Source organism: Bartonella acomydis (assembly GCF_039543025.1).
In the GTDB taxonomy this organism is placed as follows: Bacteria; Pseudomonadota; Alphaproteobacteria; order Rhizobiales; family Rhizobiaceae; genus Bartonella; species Bartonella acomydis.
In genome coordinates, this window is record NZ_BAABIY010000039.1 from 90,170 (window position 1) to 106,386 (window position 16,217).

At 37.5% G+C, this 16,217-nt stretch carries 11 protein-coding genes and 1 tRNA gene; 4 read left to right on the forward strand and 8 right to left on the reverse strand.

What is annotated here, in order from left to right:
* Positions 1-77: 77 nt before the first annotated feature.
* The 6 genes from ABD909_RS06100 to ABD909_RS06125 form a co-directional block, all read right to left on the reverse strand.
* Positions 78-1,361: an NAD(P)/FAD-dependent oxidoreductase gene (locus tag ABD909_RS06100; RefSeq protein WP_345097112.1), complete on the reverse strand. Its 1,284-nt coding sequence runs from the start codon at positions 1,359-1,361 to the stop codon at positions 78-80.
* An 11-nt stretch (positions 1,362-1,372) separates the two neighbouring features.
* The gene (locus tag ABD909_RS06105) at positions 1,373-2,800 is read right to left on the reverse strand and encodes a glutamine synthetase family protein (RefSeq protein ID WP_345097068.1); all 1,428 of its coding nucleotides are present in this window, start codon (positions 2,798-2,800) and stop codon (positions 1,373-1,375) included.
* 791 nt (positions 2,801-3,591) lie between these two features.
* Positions 3,592-3,783 carry a hypothetical protein gene (locus ABD909_RS06110; protein ID WP_345097069.1) on the reverse strand — a complete coding sequence of 64 codons (192 nt, stop codon included), beginning with the start codon at positions 3,781-3,783 and terminating at the stop codon, positions 3,592-3,594.
* A 444-nt stretch (positions 3,784-4,227) separates the two neighbouring features.
* Positions 4,228-4,602: an MATE family efflux transporter gene (locus ABD909_RS06115; RefSeq protein ID WP_345097070.1), complete on the reverse strand. Its 375-nt coding sequence runs from the start codon at positions 4,600-4,602 to the stop codon at positions 4,228-4,230.
* Between the two features lie 316 nt (positions 4,603-4,918).
* A tRNA-His gene (locus tag ABD909_RS06120) sits at positions 4,919-4,995 on the reverse strand.
* A 138-nt stretch (positions 4,996-5,133) separates the two neighbouring features.
* On the reverse strand, positions 5,134-6,222 hold the full coding sequence (locus tag ABD909_RS06125) for a quinone-dependent dihydroorotate dehydrogenase (RefSeq protein ID WP_345097071.1): 1,089 nt from the start codon (positions 6,220-6,222) through the stop codon (positions 5,134-5,136).
* A gap of 555 nt (positions 6,223-6,777) precedes the next feature.
* On the opposite strand from ABD909_RS06125, the gene mscL reads away from it, so the two are divergent.
* Complete coding sequence (gene mscL / locus ABD909_RS06130; RefSeq protein WP_345097072.1) at positions 6,778-7,191, forward strand: large conductance mechanosensitive channel protein MscL; 414 nt, start codon at positions 6,778-6,780, stop codon at positions 7,189-7,191.
* A gap of 17 nt (positions 7,192-7,208) precedes the next feature.
* Here the strand turns inward: mscL and ABD909_RS06135 are convergent, their stop codons facing one another.
* Both ABD909_RS06135 and ABD909_RS06140 read right to left on the reverse strand, forming a co-directional pair.
* Positions 7,209-9,470: a PAS domain-containing sensor histidine kinase gene (locus ABD909_RS06135; RefSeq protein WP_345097073.1), complete on the reverse strand. Its 2,262-nt coding sequence runs from the start codon at positions 9,468-9,470 to the stop codon at positions 7,209-7,211.
* Positions 9,471-9,692: 222 nt separating this feature from the next.
* On the reverse strand, positions 9,693-12,194 hold the full coding sequence (locus ABD909_RS06140) for a DNA translocase FtsK (RefSeq protein ID WP_345097074.1): 2,502 nt from the start codon (positions 12,192-12,194) through the stop codon (positions 9,693-9,695).
* A gap of 428 nt (positions 12,195-12,622) precedes the next feature.
* Between ABD909_RS06140 and ABD909_RS06145 the strand changes: the two genes are divergently transcribed.
* From ABD909_RS06145 to rpoH, 3 genes are all read left to right on the forward strand, one after another.
* The gene (locus tag ABD909_RS06145) at positions 12,623-14,053 is read left to right on the forward strand and encodes an aldehyde dehydrogenase family protein (RefSeq protein ID WP_345097075.1); all 1,431 of its coding nucleotides are present in this window, start codon (positions 12,623-12,625) and stop codon (positions 14,051-14,053) included.
* A gap of 32 nt (positions 14,054-14,085) precedes the next feature.
* The gene (locus ABD909_RS06150) at positions 14,086-15,090 is read left to right on the forward strand and encodes an RluA family pseudouridine synthase (RefSeq protein ID WP_345097076.1); all 1,005 of its coding nucleotides are present in this window, start codon (positions 14,086-14,088) and stop codon (positions 15,088-15,090) included.
* 148 nt (positions 15,091-15,238) lie between these two features.
* Complete coding sequence (rpoH, locus tag ABD909_RS06155) at positions 15,239-16,132, forward strand: RNA polymerase sigma factor RpoH (RefSeq protein WP_345097077.1); 894 nt, start codon at positions 15,239-15,241, stop codon at positions 16,130-16,132.
* Positions 16,133-16,217: the final 85 nt, after the last annotated feature.

Genomic DNA, 16,217 nt, shown 5'->3' on the forward strand with positions numbered 1-16,217 from the left:
TTTATAGAAGTTGAAATTATTAAAACAGATAGATGTTAAACAAGCCATTAATTTTCTTCATTTCCAATGATGTTTTGTTAAAAATGATCCATCAAAGAAAACCAGTGCATTGCCAAAAATATAAGCGGATAACGCAAAACTTTTCCTCCTGGAAAAGATGAAATTTTTAAATCTTGAAAAAAAGTAAAACGCTCACGTTTTCCAGTCAACCATTCAGCATATAATTTTCCCAGAAAAGGAGCAAGCATAACTCCATGGCCTGAATAGCCACCACAATAAGTTACACCTGTAAAAAGTTGACGAACATAAGGCATACGTTCAACCGTAATAGCGACAGTTGCCCCCCAGTGATGGGTCAAATTAACAGAGCGTAAATGGGGATAAATTTCAATAATCTGCCGTCGTATCCGTTCTTCTAAATTTGTAGGATACTGGTTATCATAACTTTCTACTCCACCAAATAATAAGCGATTATCAATGCTTTTACGAAAATAGCGAACCATAAAACGAGAATCATCAACCGATTCACCATCTTGAAGAATCGAACACTCTTTTGATAACGGTTCCGTTGCTCCAATATAAGAGCGAATAGAAAAAATCTTTTTCTCAACAAATCCTTGAAGTCCAAGCTTATATGCATTAGTCGCAAGGAAAACATGCTCCGCCCTTATATTGCCCTTTTTTGTTGTCACACTCCAATTGCTACCATTGCGCTTTACTGCTGTGACTTGCGTCTTCTCATAAAGCTTAGAACCAGCATTTTTTGCTTTTTTTGCCAATCCAACAACGAGCTTTAAGGGATTGATATGACCAGTATGCGCATCATAAATACCACCATGATAAAAAGACGAGCCAAGTCGCCTTGCTGTTTCAGCCCTATCCATAAAAGTAAGACCGTGATAGCCATAACGCTGCATTGTCTCAACGTGGCGTTGATAAGATGCTAACGCACGTTTTTTATGGAACACAGAAAGCTGTCCTGCCATAAAGTCGCATTGAAAATCAGGCATCGCGCACCAAGATAAAATATCTCTTTTGGCTTCTTCAGCTAAATCAAACAATGCTTTGCTGCGCTCAAAACCATATTTTTTCTCTAATGTTTCTACCCATTGTCTCTGTCCGGTTCCTAGTTGCCCACCATTGCGCCCTGATGCACCATCACCAAAACGTGAAGCTTCACACAAAATGACATGCACTCCAGCTTTCGCTAAATGATAAGCTGCAGAAAGCCCTGTCAATCCACCCCCAATAATTACGACATCACACTGTAGCTGTTTGCTAAAAAATGGATAGGAGGGGCGTTCTTCTAAAGTATCCTCATACCAAGAGACTCCTGGAGAAATTGGATTAGAGCCAATCACCATGATAAACCTCAAACATTAAGCAAGAGATATTCTCGCTCCCATGGACTAATCACTTCCATAAAAGTTTCAAACTCTTGGCGTTTGATTGCAGCATAAGTACTAACAAATACATCTCCTAAAATAACACGTATTTCTGTATCTTGTTCAAATAAACTAACCGCTTCAATAAGACCACGCGGTAATTCGATGTTATCAGCATTCACATTATTTGTTGTTGGCTCATCTGGTTGAAGCTTCTTCTGTAAACCAATAAGGCCGCAAGCCAAAGAAGCTGCAAGAGCTAAATAAGGATTAGCATCTGATGAAGGAAGCCTATTTTCAACACGCCGTGCTTGAGGAGCAGAGCGAGGGACACGAAATGCTGTGGTACGATTGTCATATCCCCATCGCAAATTAACAGGTGCTGAAACATCCGGCATGAGACGTCGATAAGAATTTACATAAGGAGCAAGCATGACAAGTCCTCCCGCCATATGTCTTTGTAACCCTCCAATAAAATGGCGAAAACAGACACTTTCCTCTCCATTATCTTGCGTAAAAATATTCATACCTGTCTTCTTATCAATAACTGATTGGTGAATATGCATAGCAGAACCTGGCTGCCCTTGAATGGGCTTGGCCATAAAAGTTGCATACATATTATGTTTAAGTGCTGCTTCACGAATTGTGCGTTTGAACATAAAAACTTGATCCGCTAATTCAATCGGATCACCATGACGTAAATTGATTTCAAACTGGCCTGCCCCCTCCTCATGAATAAGCGTATCAATCTCCAATCCTTGCGCTTCCGAAAAATGATAAATATCATCAATAAATTCATCAAACTCATTCACACCAGCAATCGAATAACCTTGTCCTCCACCAATCGAACGTCCAGAACGACCAACTGGAGGGACTAAAGGGTAATCAGGATCAGGATTTTTTTCTACTAAATAAAACTCAATTTCTGGTGAAACAACCGGTTTTAGATCCATTTGCTTATAAAAATCAATTACTTTTCGCAAAACATTTCGTGGAGTATAATCCACAACCTGTCCATTTTGATATACAAGATCACAAATAACCTGTGCCGTAGGAGCATCTTCCCATGGCACAATGCTTAACGTAGACAAATCAGGTTCAAGACGTAGATCACCATCGCTTTTGGGATATTCAAAGCCATGACCGTCTTCGGGATAATCTCCTGAAATTGTTGCCATAAAAACCGCTGAAGGCAATGCTAAGGATGTTTCCGATGTAAATTTTTTAGAAAGCATCATCTTGCCACGCGGCACACCTGCTTGATCAGGCGTAATACACTCAATATCTTCTACATTACGAAAAGCCAGCCATTGTAAAACTTGCTGCCAGTTGCTAACACCACGTAAATTTTTAAGAAAACTAGAAACAGGCTTAGAACCCTCGTTTTTTATTTGTTTACCATTTTTTACAGCCATAACACACCAACTTTAAAAAATAATCAAGCCCCGTTATTATGGTATCATCCCATATATGAATGTCACAAAAAAATCTTAGTCAACTTAATTGTTAAAATATATAATTCCTATCAAGATAAAAGAAATCTTACGGCCATTATAAGCTACTTATTATATCAAACATAATGGAAAAGTGGTACTGCACACGATAGATTGGTGCTAACCTTCTCCTTCATATAAAACAGCGAAAAATACCCATAGTAAACGTAACTGAATCTCGATTCAAATAATCACATATAAGCAAACATTGGCAAGAATAATAAAGGTAAGATATTTAATTGCCTTTTGGCTTTAGCAATGCTTAATTAAAGCAAAAGGAACTTTTCTTTCAATATGAAGCAAGTTTTGTAACCTATCTTATCCTCTCCATAGAAAATAAACAGCCCGTATGGACGGTGGGCCGCTAGCCTTTTCACAGCTAGTGCTTATAGAGCTTTTATAACACTCATTCCTCTCCAAACAGAGGATTACGTTTATTAAATAACCCACAAGCATATAGTTAAAGATAGAAACGATTAAGCTTGCACCAATCATGCCAAGCCAGTAGCCAATAAAATCATATTCAAAAAAATGTGCCATGAGTGCCCCACTAAATAAGCCTACCCTCCAATAGCTTATTGTGACAACCATGATTGTCCAAAACGTATCACCCAAGCCCACAAGTATGCCATTGACATAGCTCCTAAAGTGCCAAAAGCAAAAGATAATGAAGCAACTCCCAAGAGAAAATAACAACGCGGACTGAAGAAATATCAAAGATGATTGAAAAATGAATTCATAAGGAAATAAACAACCCCTGATAAAAATAAAACATAAACAACAGCAAAAACTGTGATACTCATAGGCAATTGTTTTAGAGCCATATAATTTCCATCTGCTCTATACCATGCTGCTGTTGTCGTGGCTGCACTAGAAATCCCCAAAGCTACCACAGAAATAAGCATATCGAGACACATCTTAATCGTATGGTGGCAAAAGTTTTGACCCCATAAGCTGTAATCATGAAGGCAATGACAGAAGCAAAGCCCTTCACAATAAGAATACGTATACCAATGGAGAGTCCTACGAGCAGCAACTGTATAATTCGTGAAATTTCTAATTTTGATCTCAAATAATTAAAGTGAAAGGAACGAAAAGTAGAATTACGAGCCAGAATTATTGCCACTGCCATAACAATCAAAATACGGACCAAACTACTTGCAATTCAAGCACCAAAGACACCTAATCCGCTCACAGGACCTATACCAAAAATAAGCGGCCAAGAGATAAGAAAATTCATGGGGATATTCGCACAAGCATAACACAAGTTAAGGGCTTTGGATTACCAATTGCTGACAGTAATTCGTAGCTATTCACATAAGATACCCCCCTGCAGCGCCCCTGTTATATTATTGCGCTATAGTGGCAATTGCTCCATCTTGGCCAAAAAGACACAAAATCTTCCTTGTATTGAGTAAAATGATTACACTAATCATTCCAATTAAAAAGGAAAGCCATATTCCTTGATCAAACCATGCCTTCAATGCGTATTTATCTTGTCTGCGAAAGCTTTCCGCAAGTTTTGGTGCAACCGCGGTAATAATCTCTAGCCCCAAAAACACAACATAACTAAACATACTCAGAGCCAACATTGTACCACTCAAGGCTTGAACGCCTAAATACGCTACAAGAGCTGTATCTATGAAGAAAATCATCATCTGAGAAATGAACCCTACAGCCAGAGGCATACCAAGAGAGAGCAATTGTTTCATCACAACAAACATTGTGAAATATCCTTCCATATTGAAAGGTATATTAAGCCCAGATCTTTTACACAAAACGCATTGATTTTTTCCGTAAAGTCTTTCCATCGCAAATCTTGTGTAAAAAATGCATCAGGAGAATGTATTAAACTAAGAGGATATGCCCAGTTCTTAAAGAAGAAGCGCAAAGCGCTTTTATTGATTTTTTAACTTCATGTTATGCGTTTTTTGTACAACATTATGCCCCCAAGCAGCTAAAGTCGTTTATAAAATACCCTCAAAAAGCGCGTTTATTCGACTTGCATATCCATTTTCAATAAAATTTTTAAAGATTTCTTGGTACGGTTGGTGGGATTCGAACCTACGACCTCTGGTGCCACAAACCAGCGCTCTAACCAACTGAGCTACAACCGCATAAAAATTCAATGTACCATAACTGTTGACTTTTTCGTAAATAATTACCCTCTGTCTTTTTGACATAAGGAAGATCAGAAGAGTTTGCAAGCCCCTTTAAAAAAATCCCGCAATTTTTATCACGAAAAAACAATTTTATCACAAAGGAAGTGCACGTTTTGCCCAATATTCAACACTCTGATCACGATAAGCTTTTATATCATCAACCCCATCTTGCTGCATAAACTGCAAAATCTCTTCTAAAATAGTTGCAGCAAGGCCTGGTCCCTCATAAACCATTCCACTATATAATTGTATCAAATCTGCACCAGCCTTCACTTTTTCCAAAGCTGTTTTTGCGTCTCTTACACCACCAACGCCAATAATTGCAATTTTCTTACCTATTTTTTGACGCATTTTTGCCAACACAATCGTAGAAAGTTCAAAAAGTGGACGACCAGAAAGTCCCCCCTCCTCAGTACTCAAGAGGCTATTTCTAAGTTCTCTGCGTGAAAGAGTGGTATTGGAAACAATGAGTCCGTCAAAATCAGAAAGTTTCATTTCTTCAGCAATATCATCCAACTCCTTTTCTGACAAATCTGGAGCAATTTTTAAAAAAATAGGAATGGAAAATTCATGCTTTTTCTTTTGCTCATTGCGTGCTTGCGAAACCGCATTCATCAAAAGATGCAAACTATCACGTGCCTGTAAATCGCGTAAACCTGGGGTATTAGGCGAAGAAATATTAACTGTAAAATAATCAGCAACATCATAAAAGTAAGCAATACCAGCCGTATAATCGCCAATTTTATTGATCGTATCCTTATTGGCTCCGATATTGATTCCTACAATACCAGTCTTTTTATATGTGCTAAGCCTCTTGTAAACAATTTGATGTCCGTCATTATTAAAACCCATTCTGTTAATAATTGCTTCATCCTCTTCCAAGCGAAACAGCCGCGGTTTAGGATTTCCTGTTTGAGGTTTTGGTGTAACAGTTCCAATTTCCGTAAAACCAAATCCTAAATGAAAAATAGCATCAACAACCTCTGCGTTCTTATCAAATCCGGCAGCAAGTCCAATAAAATTTTCAAATTCAAGCCCCGCAACAGTCATACACAGACGTCTATCAACAACCCTTTTATAACCACTCAATCCACTTTTTAGCCCCACAATCGCTAAACGATGCGCATGTTCTGGGTCTAGCATAAATAAAGCAGAACGACCAATACAACGAAAGAAACTCATCAATCTTTCTCCAAACAAAAAACGGATCTCCCAAACTTGATGTAAATCTTTTAACATAAAAAAATCACCAATAAAGAGAGTATATTCCCTAAATAAGAACCTCTTCCTACAAGATAAGTTTATAATATCATTACCATTCACATGTCTGTTTACGCATACTGAAGAGAAAAAGTATCTTGTGATCTTTGAAAAAATGTTTTTGCCTGTTTGCAATTGTTGAGACATTAAAAATTGAAATTATTGGCAAATAAAAACTATAAATATCTCGTAAAATGGCTTTTTTACCATATATTGTCTAAAAAATTTTATAATGTTTTATAAAGTAGAAACAGTTTTCTGTTTTCATCAAAAAGCTTTTTGTTATTCTGAATTTTATGCTTATTTCAGTCAAACAGAAACCATAGTTAGATTTTTTAATATACCACAATGCTCTAGGAAAAAACTTGAATGTTTGCTATATAATGCTGACCGAGAAAATAAAAACCGCCCTTTCCTTTTTCATCAAAAGCGATAATTAAAATTATCGTGTATCTTTTATATAAAGGGGAAAATGCAATGCTTAAAGAATTCAAAGAATTTGCCCTAAAAGGTAATATGATTGATCTGGCTATCGGTGTGATTATAGGAGGCGCTTTTGGTGGCTTAGTCAATTCAATTGTCAATGATATTTTTATGCCAATCATTGGACTTATTACAGGTGGAATCGACTTTTCTAATATGTTTATTCAGCTTGCTGGTGAAAAACAAGCAACATTGAGTGCTGCTAAAGCAGCTGGAGCAACCATTAGCTATGGTAATTTTATAACTTTACTTATCAATTTTCTCATTATTGCTTGGGTTCTTTTTCTCTTTGTTAAAGCTATGAATAAACTCCGTCGAAAACAAGAAGAAGAGGAAAGTTCTCAAAAAATGTCTTTAGAAGAACAACTTTTATCAGAAATCAGAGATCTTTTGGCTAAGAAAAAATAAATTTACATGTATTTGCCTCATGGAACATGAGGAAAAAATATTTCCACCGTTGTTCCATGATTAGGCTTTGAAAATAACAAAAATTGGCCACCACTTTCTTCTACCATTGCTTTACACATCGGTAGTCCTAAACCTGTTCCAACAAAAACACTGTCGCCAGAGCGTCCATCTTTGCGTTTTACCTGACCATAGGGTTGTAGAGCCTGTATGAGTTCTTCATCACTCATCCCTACACCGTTATCGCTTACTGAAACCTTTAAAAATTCTTTTTTTTCACAAGAAACGTGAACAATAATCTGCCCACCAGCTGGGGTAAAACGAATGGCATTGGAAAGAAGATTCCATATAATTTGTCGAAATATTTGTTGTGATACTCCAATAAGTGGCACATGCGTTGGAGCAACTATACGCATGATAATGCCGTTATGATTGGCTTGTGTTTCAAGAAATGCCATACTCGCACGCAAACAAGCTACCACATCAAATGATTCAGCTATAGGAGCAACCTTAATATCATTATTTAAGCTAGAATAATTTGCTTTCGAACATTCTAGTAATTGATTAACCAGTGATAATATATGTTTTCCCGATGAGATAATATCGCGTAAATATCCACGATAACGCTCATTGTCTATCATACCAAAACGGCCATCTCTCATAATTTCTGCAAAACCAATAAGAGCATTCAAAGGTGTTCGCATTTCATGAACAACACTAACAATTTTATTCTCTTCTGCGCGTTTATCTACTGGTAGAATTGTTACTGTCATATCACGCAATATTACAGCATAATCATCTTGTCGTGCTAAAGGTACAATCGCCATAGAAACCATGATATTTTTACGACTTTTCGTTATTAAAACAACTGTCTCACTGCGATGAATAACCTGATTTCTTCCCTGTATACGGATCAACTCAAAATATTTTTCCACCAAAGATCGGCTTTGTAAAGTAAAGAGTGACAAAAATGGCTGTGCCAACAATTCATTTATTTCATAACCAGTTAATGCCAAAGCAGCACTACTGACCGATTGAATAACGCCCTGCCCATCCAACCAAACAACACCATTCGTTGCTGTATCCAACAATGATAAAACCACTGCTGGTTCTTTTATAAGAGTTTGTTCTGAAGCATTTGTTGGCAATATCTGTGCACTTGGAAGAAGAGCTGCTGTTTCATTAGCGGAATACGCGTATTTTACAGAGGAATACAATTCTCCACGCAATCGTTCTGCAATCTCACAAAAAGCTGAATGTTCACTCTCTGAAAGATTCGATGGTTTTGTATAGAGATTTTCATCTTTTTTCTCTTGCACTGTTTTTGGTATCTTCAAAATACCAAAGCCACGAAATTCCTTAAGCCGTTGTTTATCATCAAAAATTGGTACAGCAGACAATTCAACATCAAGCCACTCTAGACAATCATCAACAGGCCATTGAACCATTTGTTTACTCCACGGTAAAGCTGCTGTAATAAAGCCGCCAAGTGATTGATACCGCTCATCATTAAATTGATGCGCCAATTCATGAAAGCTCAATCCTAAAATCGAGGAAGAAATCGGTCCAACAATTGCAGATAACTCTTTTGAAACCTCATAAAACCGTCCATTTTTATCCATTTTCCAAGTAAAGCGTTGTGGCAAGAATTCAGGCGTAAAATGAAAAGATTCTTGGTTACTGTTTAACACATCCGATTGTAATGGCGCATATAAAACCAAAAAACGCATCGGTTTCACCTGCAAGCGAATAACGCCAACTTGTGTACGAATATCTGCTATGGATAAAATGGTTTTGGTGGGGATGTCATTTTCTATCGTCTGTAGTAGAATTCTGACCGTTTCATCAATAAACGAAAAATGAGAGGAAGCCTCCAACACTGTCCCATGTTCATCAATTATGGCAACAGACATTGTTGCCTCATCTAATCCAGCAATAAGAGATTTTTTTTCTTCCAGAAAAGATTCTAGTAAAAATGCCTTTCCTACACCCATAATATCAATAGAAACTACGGAAAATTCAATGGCGCGCTTTAAACCTTTTAAGACAATAGTACTTGCGCATTGCTCAGCCTTTGATATCTTGCGACGTTTTACTTGGTCAAAAAAAGACCATTCTTTTATCATCACCGAGACAGAAGAAAAGCCCCAAAAATACGCTGCTCCACCATTTGACCAAAGAACTTTTCTACAATCAGAGGAAAGAACAAAAGCCATCTTTCTTCGCATGAAGGCTTGTTTAATTTCTTTACATTCTAGATAATCTAAAAATGCTAAAGACATCTTTAACCCTTCTTTGTACTACTCTACAATACATACCAGAAGTCTTAATACAAAATATTACTTCTATTTTGTCATTCCTCATTTCATGTTTTTAATATTTCACAGTAAAAAACACATGCAGGACAGCACTTGCTCTTATAAAATAAAACAACTATTCACTTTTAAAATAACAATCATTTAGTATTTTAAAAATCATGCATTTTAAAACTGTCTTGTTTGTTATTATACTTCACTGAGTAAAATCTCACGTTTCCCCACATGATTAGCGGCTCCAACAATGCCTTTCTCTTCCATGCGCTCAACGAGTGAAGCTGCCTTGTTATAACCGATCGCAAGTCGACGCTGAATATAAGATATAGAACATTTTTTATCACGCATAACAATTTTCACAGCTTGCGTATAAAGTTCATCACCATCCTCATCAAGATTTCCTTCTGTAGAAGTTCCAATATTTGCATCCGCAGATTCTCTCTCTTTGTTATCATCTTCACTATCTGTGACTGTTGCTAAATAATTAGGCTTTCCTTGCATTTTAAGATGTGCCACAATAGATTCAACTTCTTCATCAGATACAAACGGTCCATGAACGCGTATAATGCGCCCTCCACCTACCATGTGAAGCATATCTCCCTGCCCCAAAAGTGTTTCAGCACCTTGTTCTCCCAAAATTGTACGACTGTCTATTTTCGATGTTACTTGAAAAGAAATACGGGTCGGAAAATTTGCTTTAATCGTACCCGTAATAACATCAACAGAAGGGCGCTGTGTGGCCATAATAAGATGAATACCCGCGGCACGTGCCATTTGTGCTAAACGCTGAATGGCATTTTCAATTTCTTTACCTGCAACCATCATGAGATCGGCCATCTCATCAACAATCACAACAATATAAGGAAGTTGGGTGAGATCCATCGCCTCTTCATGATAAAGTATTTCTCCACTTTCCTTATCAAATCCCGACTGTACAGTACACATGATCGTTTCACCTTTTTGTGCTGCAAGTGCAACACGTGCATTAAAACCATCAATATTACGTACACCTAACTTAGCCATTTTGCTGTAACGCTCTTCCATTTCACGAACCGCCCATTTTAAAGCTGTCACTGCTTTCTTAGGATCCGTCACAACAGGTGTTAAAAGATGTGGAATACCATCATAAACAGAAAGTTCGAGCATCTTAGGGTCAACCATGATCAAACGGCATTGCTGTGGTGTCATTCGATAAAGAATTGATAAAATCATTGTATTAATCGCAACCGATTTGCCTGACCCTGTTGTTCCTGCAACCAGTAAATGAGGCATTTTCGTTAATTCCGCAATGACAGGCTCACCATTAATGCCTTTCCCCAAAGCAAGTGCTAATTTAAATTGGCTTTCACGAAAACAACTTGTTTGAATTAATTCCTTTAAATAAACAGTTTCACGAACTGCGTTTGGCAACTCAATGCCAATAACATTACGTCCAGGAATCACAGCAACACGTGTAGAAATAGCAGACATAGAACGCGCAATATCATCAGAAAGATTGATAACTCGTGATGATTTTACTCCTGCTGCAGGTTCAAATTCATACATTGTTACCACTGGCCCTGGATGAACATGGATAATTTCACCCTTAATGCCAAAATCTTCCAAAACACTTTCCAAAAGCCCAGCACCTCGCTCTAAGATTTCTTGTGAAATGGTCGCGCCTTCATGAAAAGTGGGTTTTCGCAACAAATCAATGGGAGGAAATTCATAAGTACTATCATCAAAAGATTGAATGTTTGATGTAAAAGCAGAATTATAATTTCCTAACGATGTACAAGTAGACCGAAAGACTTTACTTTTTGATTTCATTATAGAAAAGTTTCCTGAATTCTTGGAAACACTTTCTGTCGCACTATCAGTAATATTTCTGATGTTTTGAGACTCGTTCATCGCTTCTTTAGTAAATCTACCATCAGAATGATTGGGTTGTGCTTCTTTAACAGTAGCATTCTTTGCATGTATTAACTTAGAAATTTGCTCAATTCCTCTCAACTTTTCCGCAAGAGATTCTGATGTAATAGAATCATAAAATTGTGGAAAGCGGTATTCAAGAACACGGTAAAGAGCAGTTATTGTTTCCTCAAAGTTAGAAGCAGCATCACGTGTAATTTCATTACCTGTGCCATCAATCGATGTGATATCCTTTCCTAAGGTTTTAGTATCAACCTGTTCCCACATAAAGAATCCGCACTCAAAAAATGCGTCATCAGAAAGATGCAAAACAGGTTTTGTTTTTTGAAGCACATTTTCTCTTTGTAATTTATTATGCTCCTTTCTTTTCTCCTCAAGAAGCTTACAAGCAGCTTGCTGTGATAATTGCTTCAAAACCGTTGCATAACAAATTAATGTCTTATCTTCTATCGATTGAGGATTAATGACCTTTTTTGTTGAAAGAGAATTTGTTGTGTTTTTATTATGATCTATAATGTCTGTAGACCTTATGCGCTCTTTTTTCGTCAAAACTTTAAACTGTCTTGCGAAAATTGGATCTGTTTCTATGCGACGACGCAAAATCTCAACTTCTGGCGTGCGTGTAAAACGCACGTTCTGTCCAAGAGCGAATGCCTTTTTCCATACTTCCGGATAAGAAAATACTTCAGTACTCTTGGCAGATGAGTTCTCTTCTGAGACACTTTGTGTACTCTCATCAGAAAAAGAACGCGTAAAAATAGATTTTGTTTTCGAATTATGCATGGGACTCCAAACAAACTTATGGCAATGAGAACAATTGCTTCTTCAAAAAGAATACATAAAAACTACAATATGAAGGTTAATAACCTTTTGCTAACTGCGTTTTTTAAACAAAAAATAATGCTGTTATTCTTCCTTATGATCGTCTCTTCACATTTATGGAATAAATTGCAATGTTCATAGCATCATGCGGAGAGATTCCATAAAACGTCCATTATTCTCTTTCCCTCTCAATTCCTATAGAAAAATCTTGTGCAAATAATACAAATAGTTAGCATAATGAGCATAAACAGTGCTCTTCTCACTCTTCGTGCTCATTGTCATAAAACAATCTCATTTCTTTTCTTTATAATAAGATTATCCTTGTTATCCTTGTTCAAAAAGGCTTAAATAAAATAAAATTTAAAAGAACAAAAATAAGGGAGGAAATCATGTTAAATAAGCGGAAATTTTATATCAATGGTCTATGGGATGATCCAAGAACCCCTCATGATTTTGATGTTATTGATCCATCAACAGAAGAAGCTTGTGCCGTGATTAGCCTTGGTAGCACAAAAGATGCAGATAAAGCTATTCACGCTGCTAAAGTAGCTTTCCAAACTTGGAAAACAACTCTACCTCATGAGCGTCTTGGATTTGTTGAAAGAATTTTAGAAATCTATGAAAAACGCTCTAAAGATATGGCAAAAACCATTTCAATGGAAATGGGAGCACCCATTGATATGGCACTCAATGCGCAGACTGCAACTGGTAGTTCTCATATTCGCAACTTTATCAAAGCTTATAAAGAGTTTTCATTCCAAGAAGTTTTAATAGAAGGAAATGAGCAAGCGATTCTTCACTATGACCCTATTGGTGTTGTTGGATTGATTACTCCATGGAATTGGCCCATGAACCAAGTGACTCTTAAAGTTATTCCTGCTCTGTTGGCTGGCTGTACTATGGTGTTAAAACCCTCTGAAATTGCTCCTCTTTCTGCTATGCTCTTTGCTGAAATTGTAGATGAAGCTGCTTTGCCTCCTGGCGTTTTTAATCTCATCAATGGTGATGGTGTACATGTTGGTGCTTATCTTTCAACCCATCCAGATCTGGAAATGATCAGTTTTACTGGGTCAACCAGAGCAGGAAAAGATATTTCTAAAAATGCCAGCAACACTTTAAAACGAGTCTGTCTAGAACTTGGTGGTAAAGGTGCTAATATTATCTTCGCAGATGCCGATAAAGACGCTATTCAACGTGGTGTACGACACTGCTTTTATAATAGTGGACAAAGTTGTAATGCTCCAACACGTATGCTTGTGGAACAAAGCATCTATGAGCTAGCCATCAAAACAGCCAAAGATATTGCTGAAAAAACAAAAGTAGGACCAAATTATCAAGCAGGAAATCATATTGGCCCTGTCGTTTCAAAACAACAATACGATAAAATTCAAGATCTTATCCAATCTGGAATTGATGAAGGTGCAACTCTTGTTGCAGGTGGAACGGGTTTACCAATGGGAATGGAGCGCGGTTACTATGTCCGTCCAACAGTCTTTGTTCATGTGAAACCTCATATGCGTATTTTTCGAGAAGAAATCTTTGGTCCAGTTCTCTCGATTCTTCCCTTTCATACAGAAGATGAAGCCATAATTTTAGCTAACGACACAAAATATGGTCTGACAAATTATATACAATCGCAAGATCGTGACAAATGTCGCCGCATCGCTGCGCAAGTACGCTCTGGTATGGTAGAAGTGAACGGATATGGGTTACCCAAAGGGAGTTATTTTGGAGGAGTCAAATTTTCTGGACGTGCCCGTGAAGGCGGACACTGGGGAATCAAAGAATTTCTTGATACAAAAGCAATTTCATACTGGTAGAGGGGTCTTATTAAAAACTTAATAGGAATCGTATGGTAAAACAGCAAATAACGGATGAAGGGGCTCTTGGACAAAGACTCGATCAGTGGCTTGCTAAGCAATATCACAATGCATTGTCACGTTCCCGTTTGCAAACCCTTATCCGTGAGGGCTATCTTAAAGTTGATGGTCAACTCATAAAGGAACCCAAAACAAAATTAAAACCAAACCAAATCATTGAATTGACAATACCTGCTTTGCGTGATGCAAAACCTAGCGGTGAAGCCATTGTATTAGATATTCTCTTTGAAGATGATGATGTTATTGTTATCAATAAACCAGCTGGTCTTGTTGTTCATCCTGGCAATGGCAATTGGACTGGAACATTAGTAAATGCTCTTATCCATCACTGTGGTAATAGTTTGTCTGGTATTGGCGGTGTTAAACGCCCTGGTATCGTTCATCGTCTCGATAAAAATACTAGTGGAGTCATGGTCGTTGCTAAAAATGACTTTGCTCATAAAAGCCTTAGCGCACAATTTTCTGATCATGGACGTACCAGCGCATTAGATCGACGTTATCACGCCTTGATTTGGGGGACACCTTACCGCAATATTTGGACAATTGATGCATCTCTTGGCCGTTCTCCCCATAACCGAACAAAGCAGGCGGTCATTCATAATAAACATCCTTACGCTCGCCATGCTGTTACACATTTTTCTCTCCTAGAAAAATATGGAACTTATGCAGATACAATATCTGTTGCTAGCCTTATAGAATGTCGTCTGGAAACTGGACGTACACATCAAATTCGTGTTCATATGGCGCATATCGGACACCCGCTTATAGGTGATACTGTTTATGGCAATGCTTTTAAAACAAAATCAAACATGCTTAATCCTATTATGAAGAATGCAATCGACCAATTTAATCGGCAAGCACTCCATGCTATTAGCCTAACTTTCGAACATCCAGTTACAAGTAAAATTATGTCTTTCTCTTCACCTCTCCCTCAAGACATGGCTGAACTCATCCAGTATTTAAAAAAAATAAATTGAAACTTTTCGTCTTTTCAAGATTTCACAATAAAATATCTCTTTTTGAACAAAATTGAAAATTATGCTAGAATGGAGCTAGAGAGATGTTTATAATGTCTTGAAATAGAATTTGCCTTTTTAGGGAATTCACATAAAAGGAGGGTGCTATATGGCCCATATGAATTTGCTATCAGTGACAACAGGCGACGGAGGATTGAATCGTTATCTAGAGGAAGTTCGTCGTTTTCCAATGCTTGAACCAAAAGAAGAATATATGTTGGCTCAGCGTTATCGTAAACATAATGATTTAAAAGCCGCGCATAGATTGGTAACCAGTCACTTGCGCCTCGTAGCTAAAATTGCAATGGGATATCGGGGCTATGGGCTGCCCATTGGAGAAGTTATCTCAGAAGGTAATATTGGACTTATGCAAGCTGTTAAGCGTTTCGAACCGGAACGGGGGTTTCGGCTTGCAACTTATGCTATATGGTGGATTAAAGCCTCGATACAAGAATATGTGTTGCGGTCTTGGAGTTTGGTGAAAATAGGAACAACGGCCAATCAAAAACGCTTATTTTTCAATCTTCGTAAGTTAAAAAGTAGGCTTCAAGCCCTTGACAGTGGTGATCTTAATGCAGAGCAAGTCAAAGAAATTGCAACTAAGTTAAATGTTACAGAAGATGAAGTCGTCTCCATGAACCGTAGACTTGGAGGAGACACTTCGCTCAATGCATCTCTTCGCACAAAAGCAGGTGAAAATAGCGAATGGCAGGATTGGTTGATAGATGAATCCCATAATCAAGAACAGATTTTGATTGAACAAAGTGAATTAGAAAATCGTCGTTCCATGCTTGCAAACGCTATTGATAACCTGAATGAACGTGAAAAGCGTATATTCAAAGCACGTCGTTTAAGCGATAGTCCACTAACACTAGAAGAGCTCTCAAACGAATTTAATATTAGTCGGGAGCGTGTAAGACAAATTGAAATGCGTGCTTTTGAAAAAGTACAAAGTTCTATTCAAGCATCCGCTTTATCTCAAAGTCAAGCGTACAGTCTTTAAATCCAGGATAGAGCCAATTGTTTATGCTTTCCTATAAAGGAGCAAAAGCGAGTATTTTGGCTCTATATTCTTTATCAATCTGCGA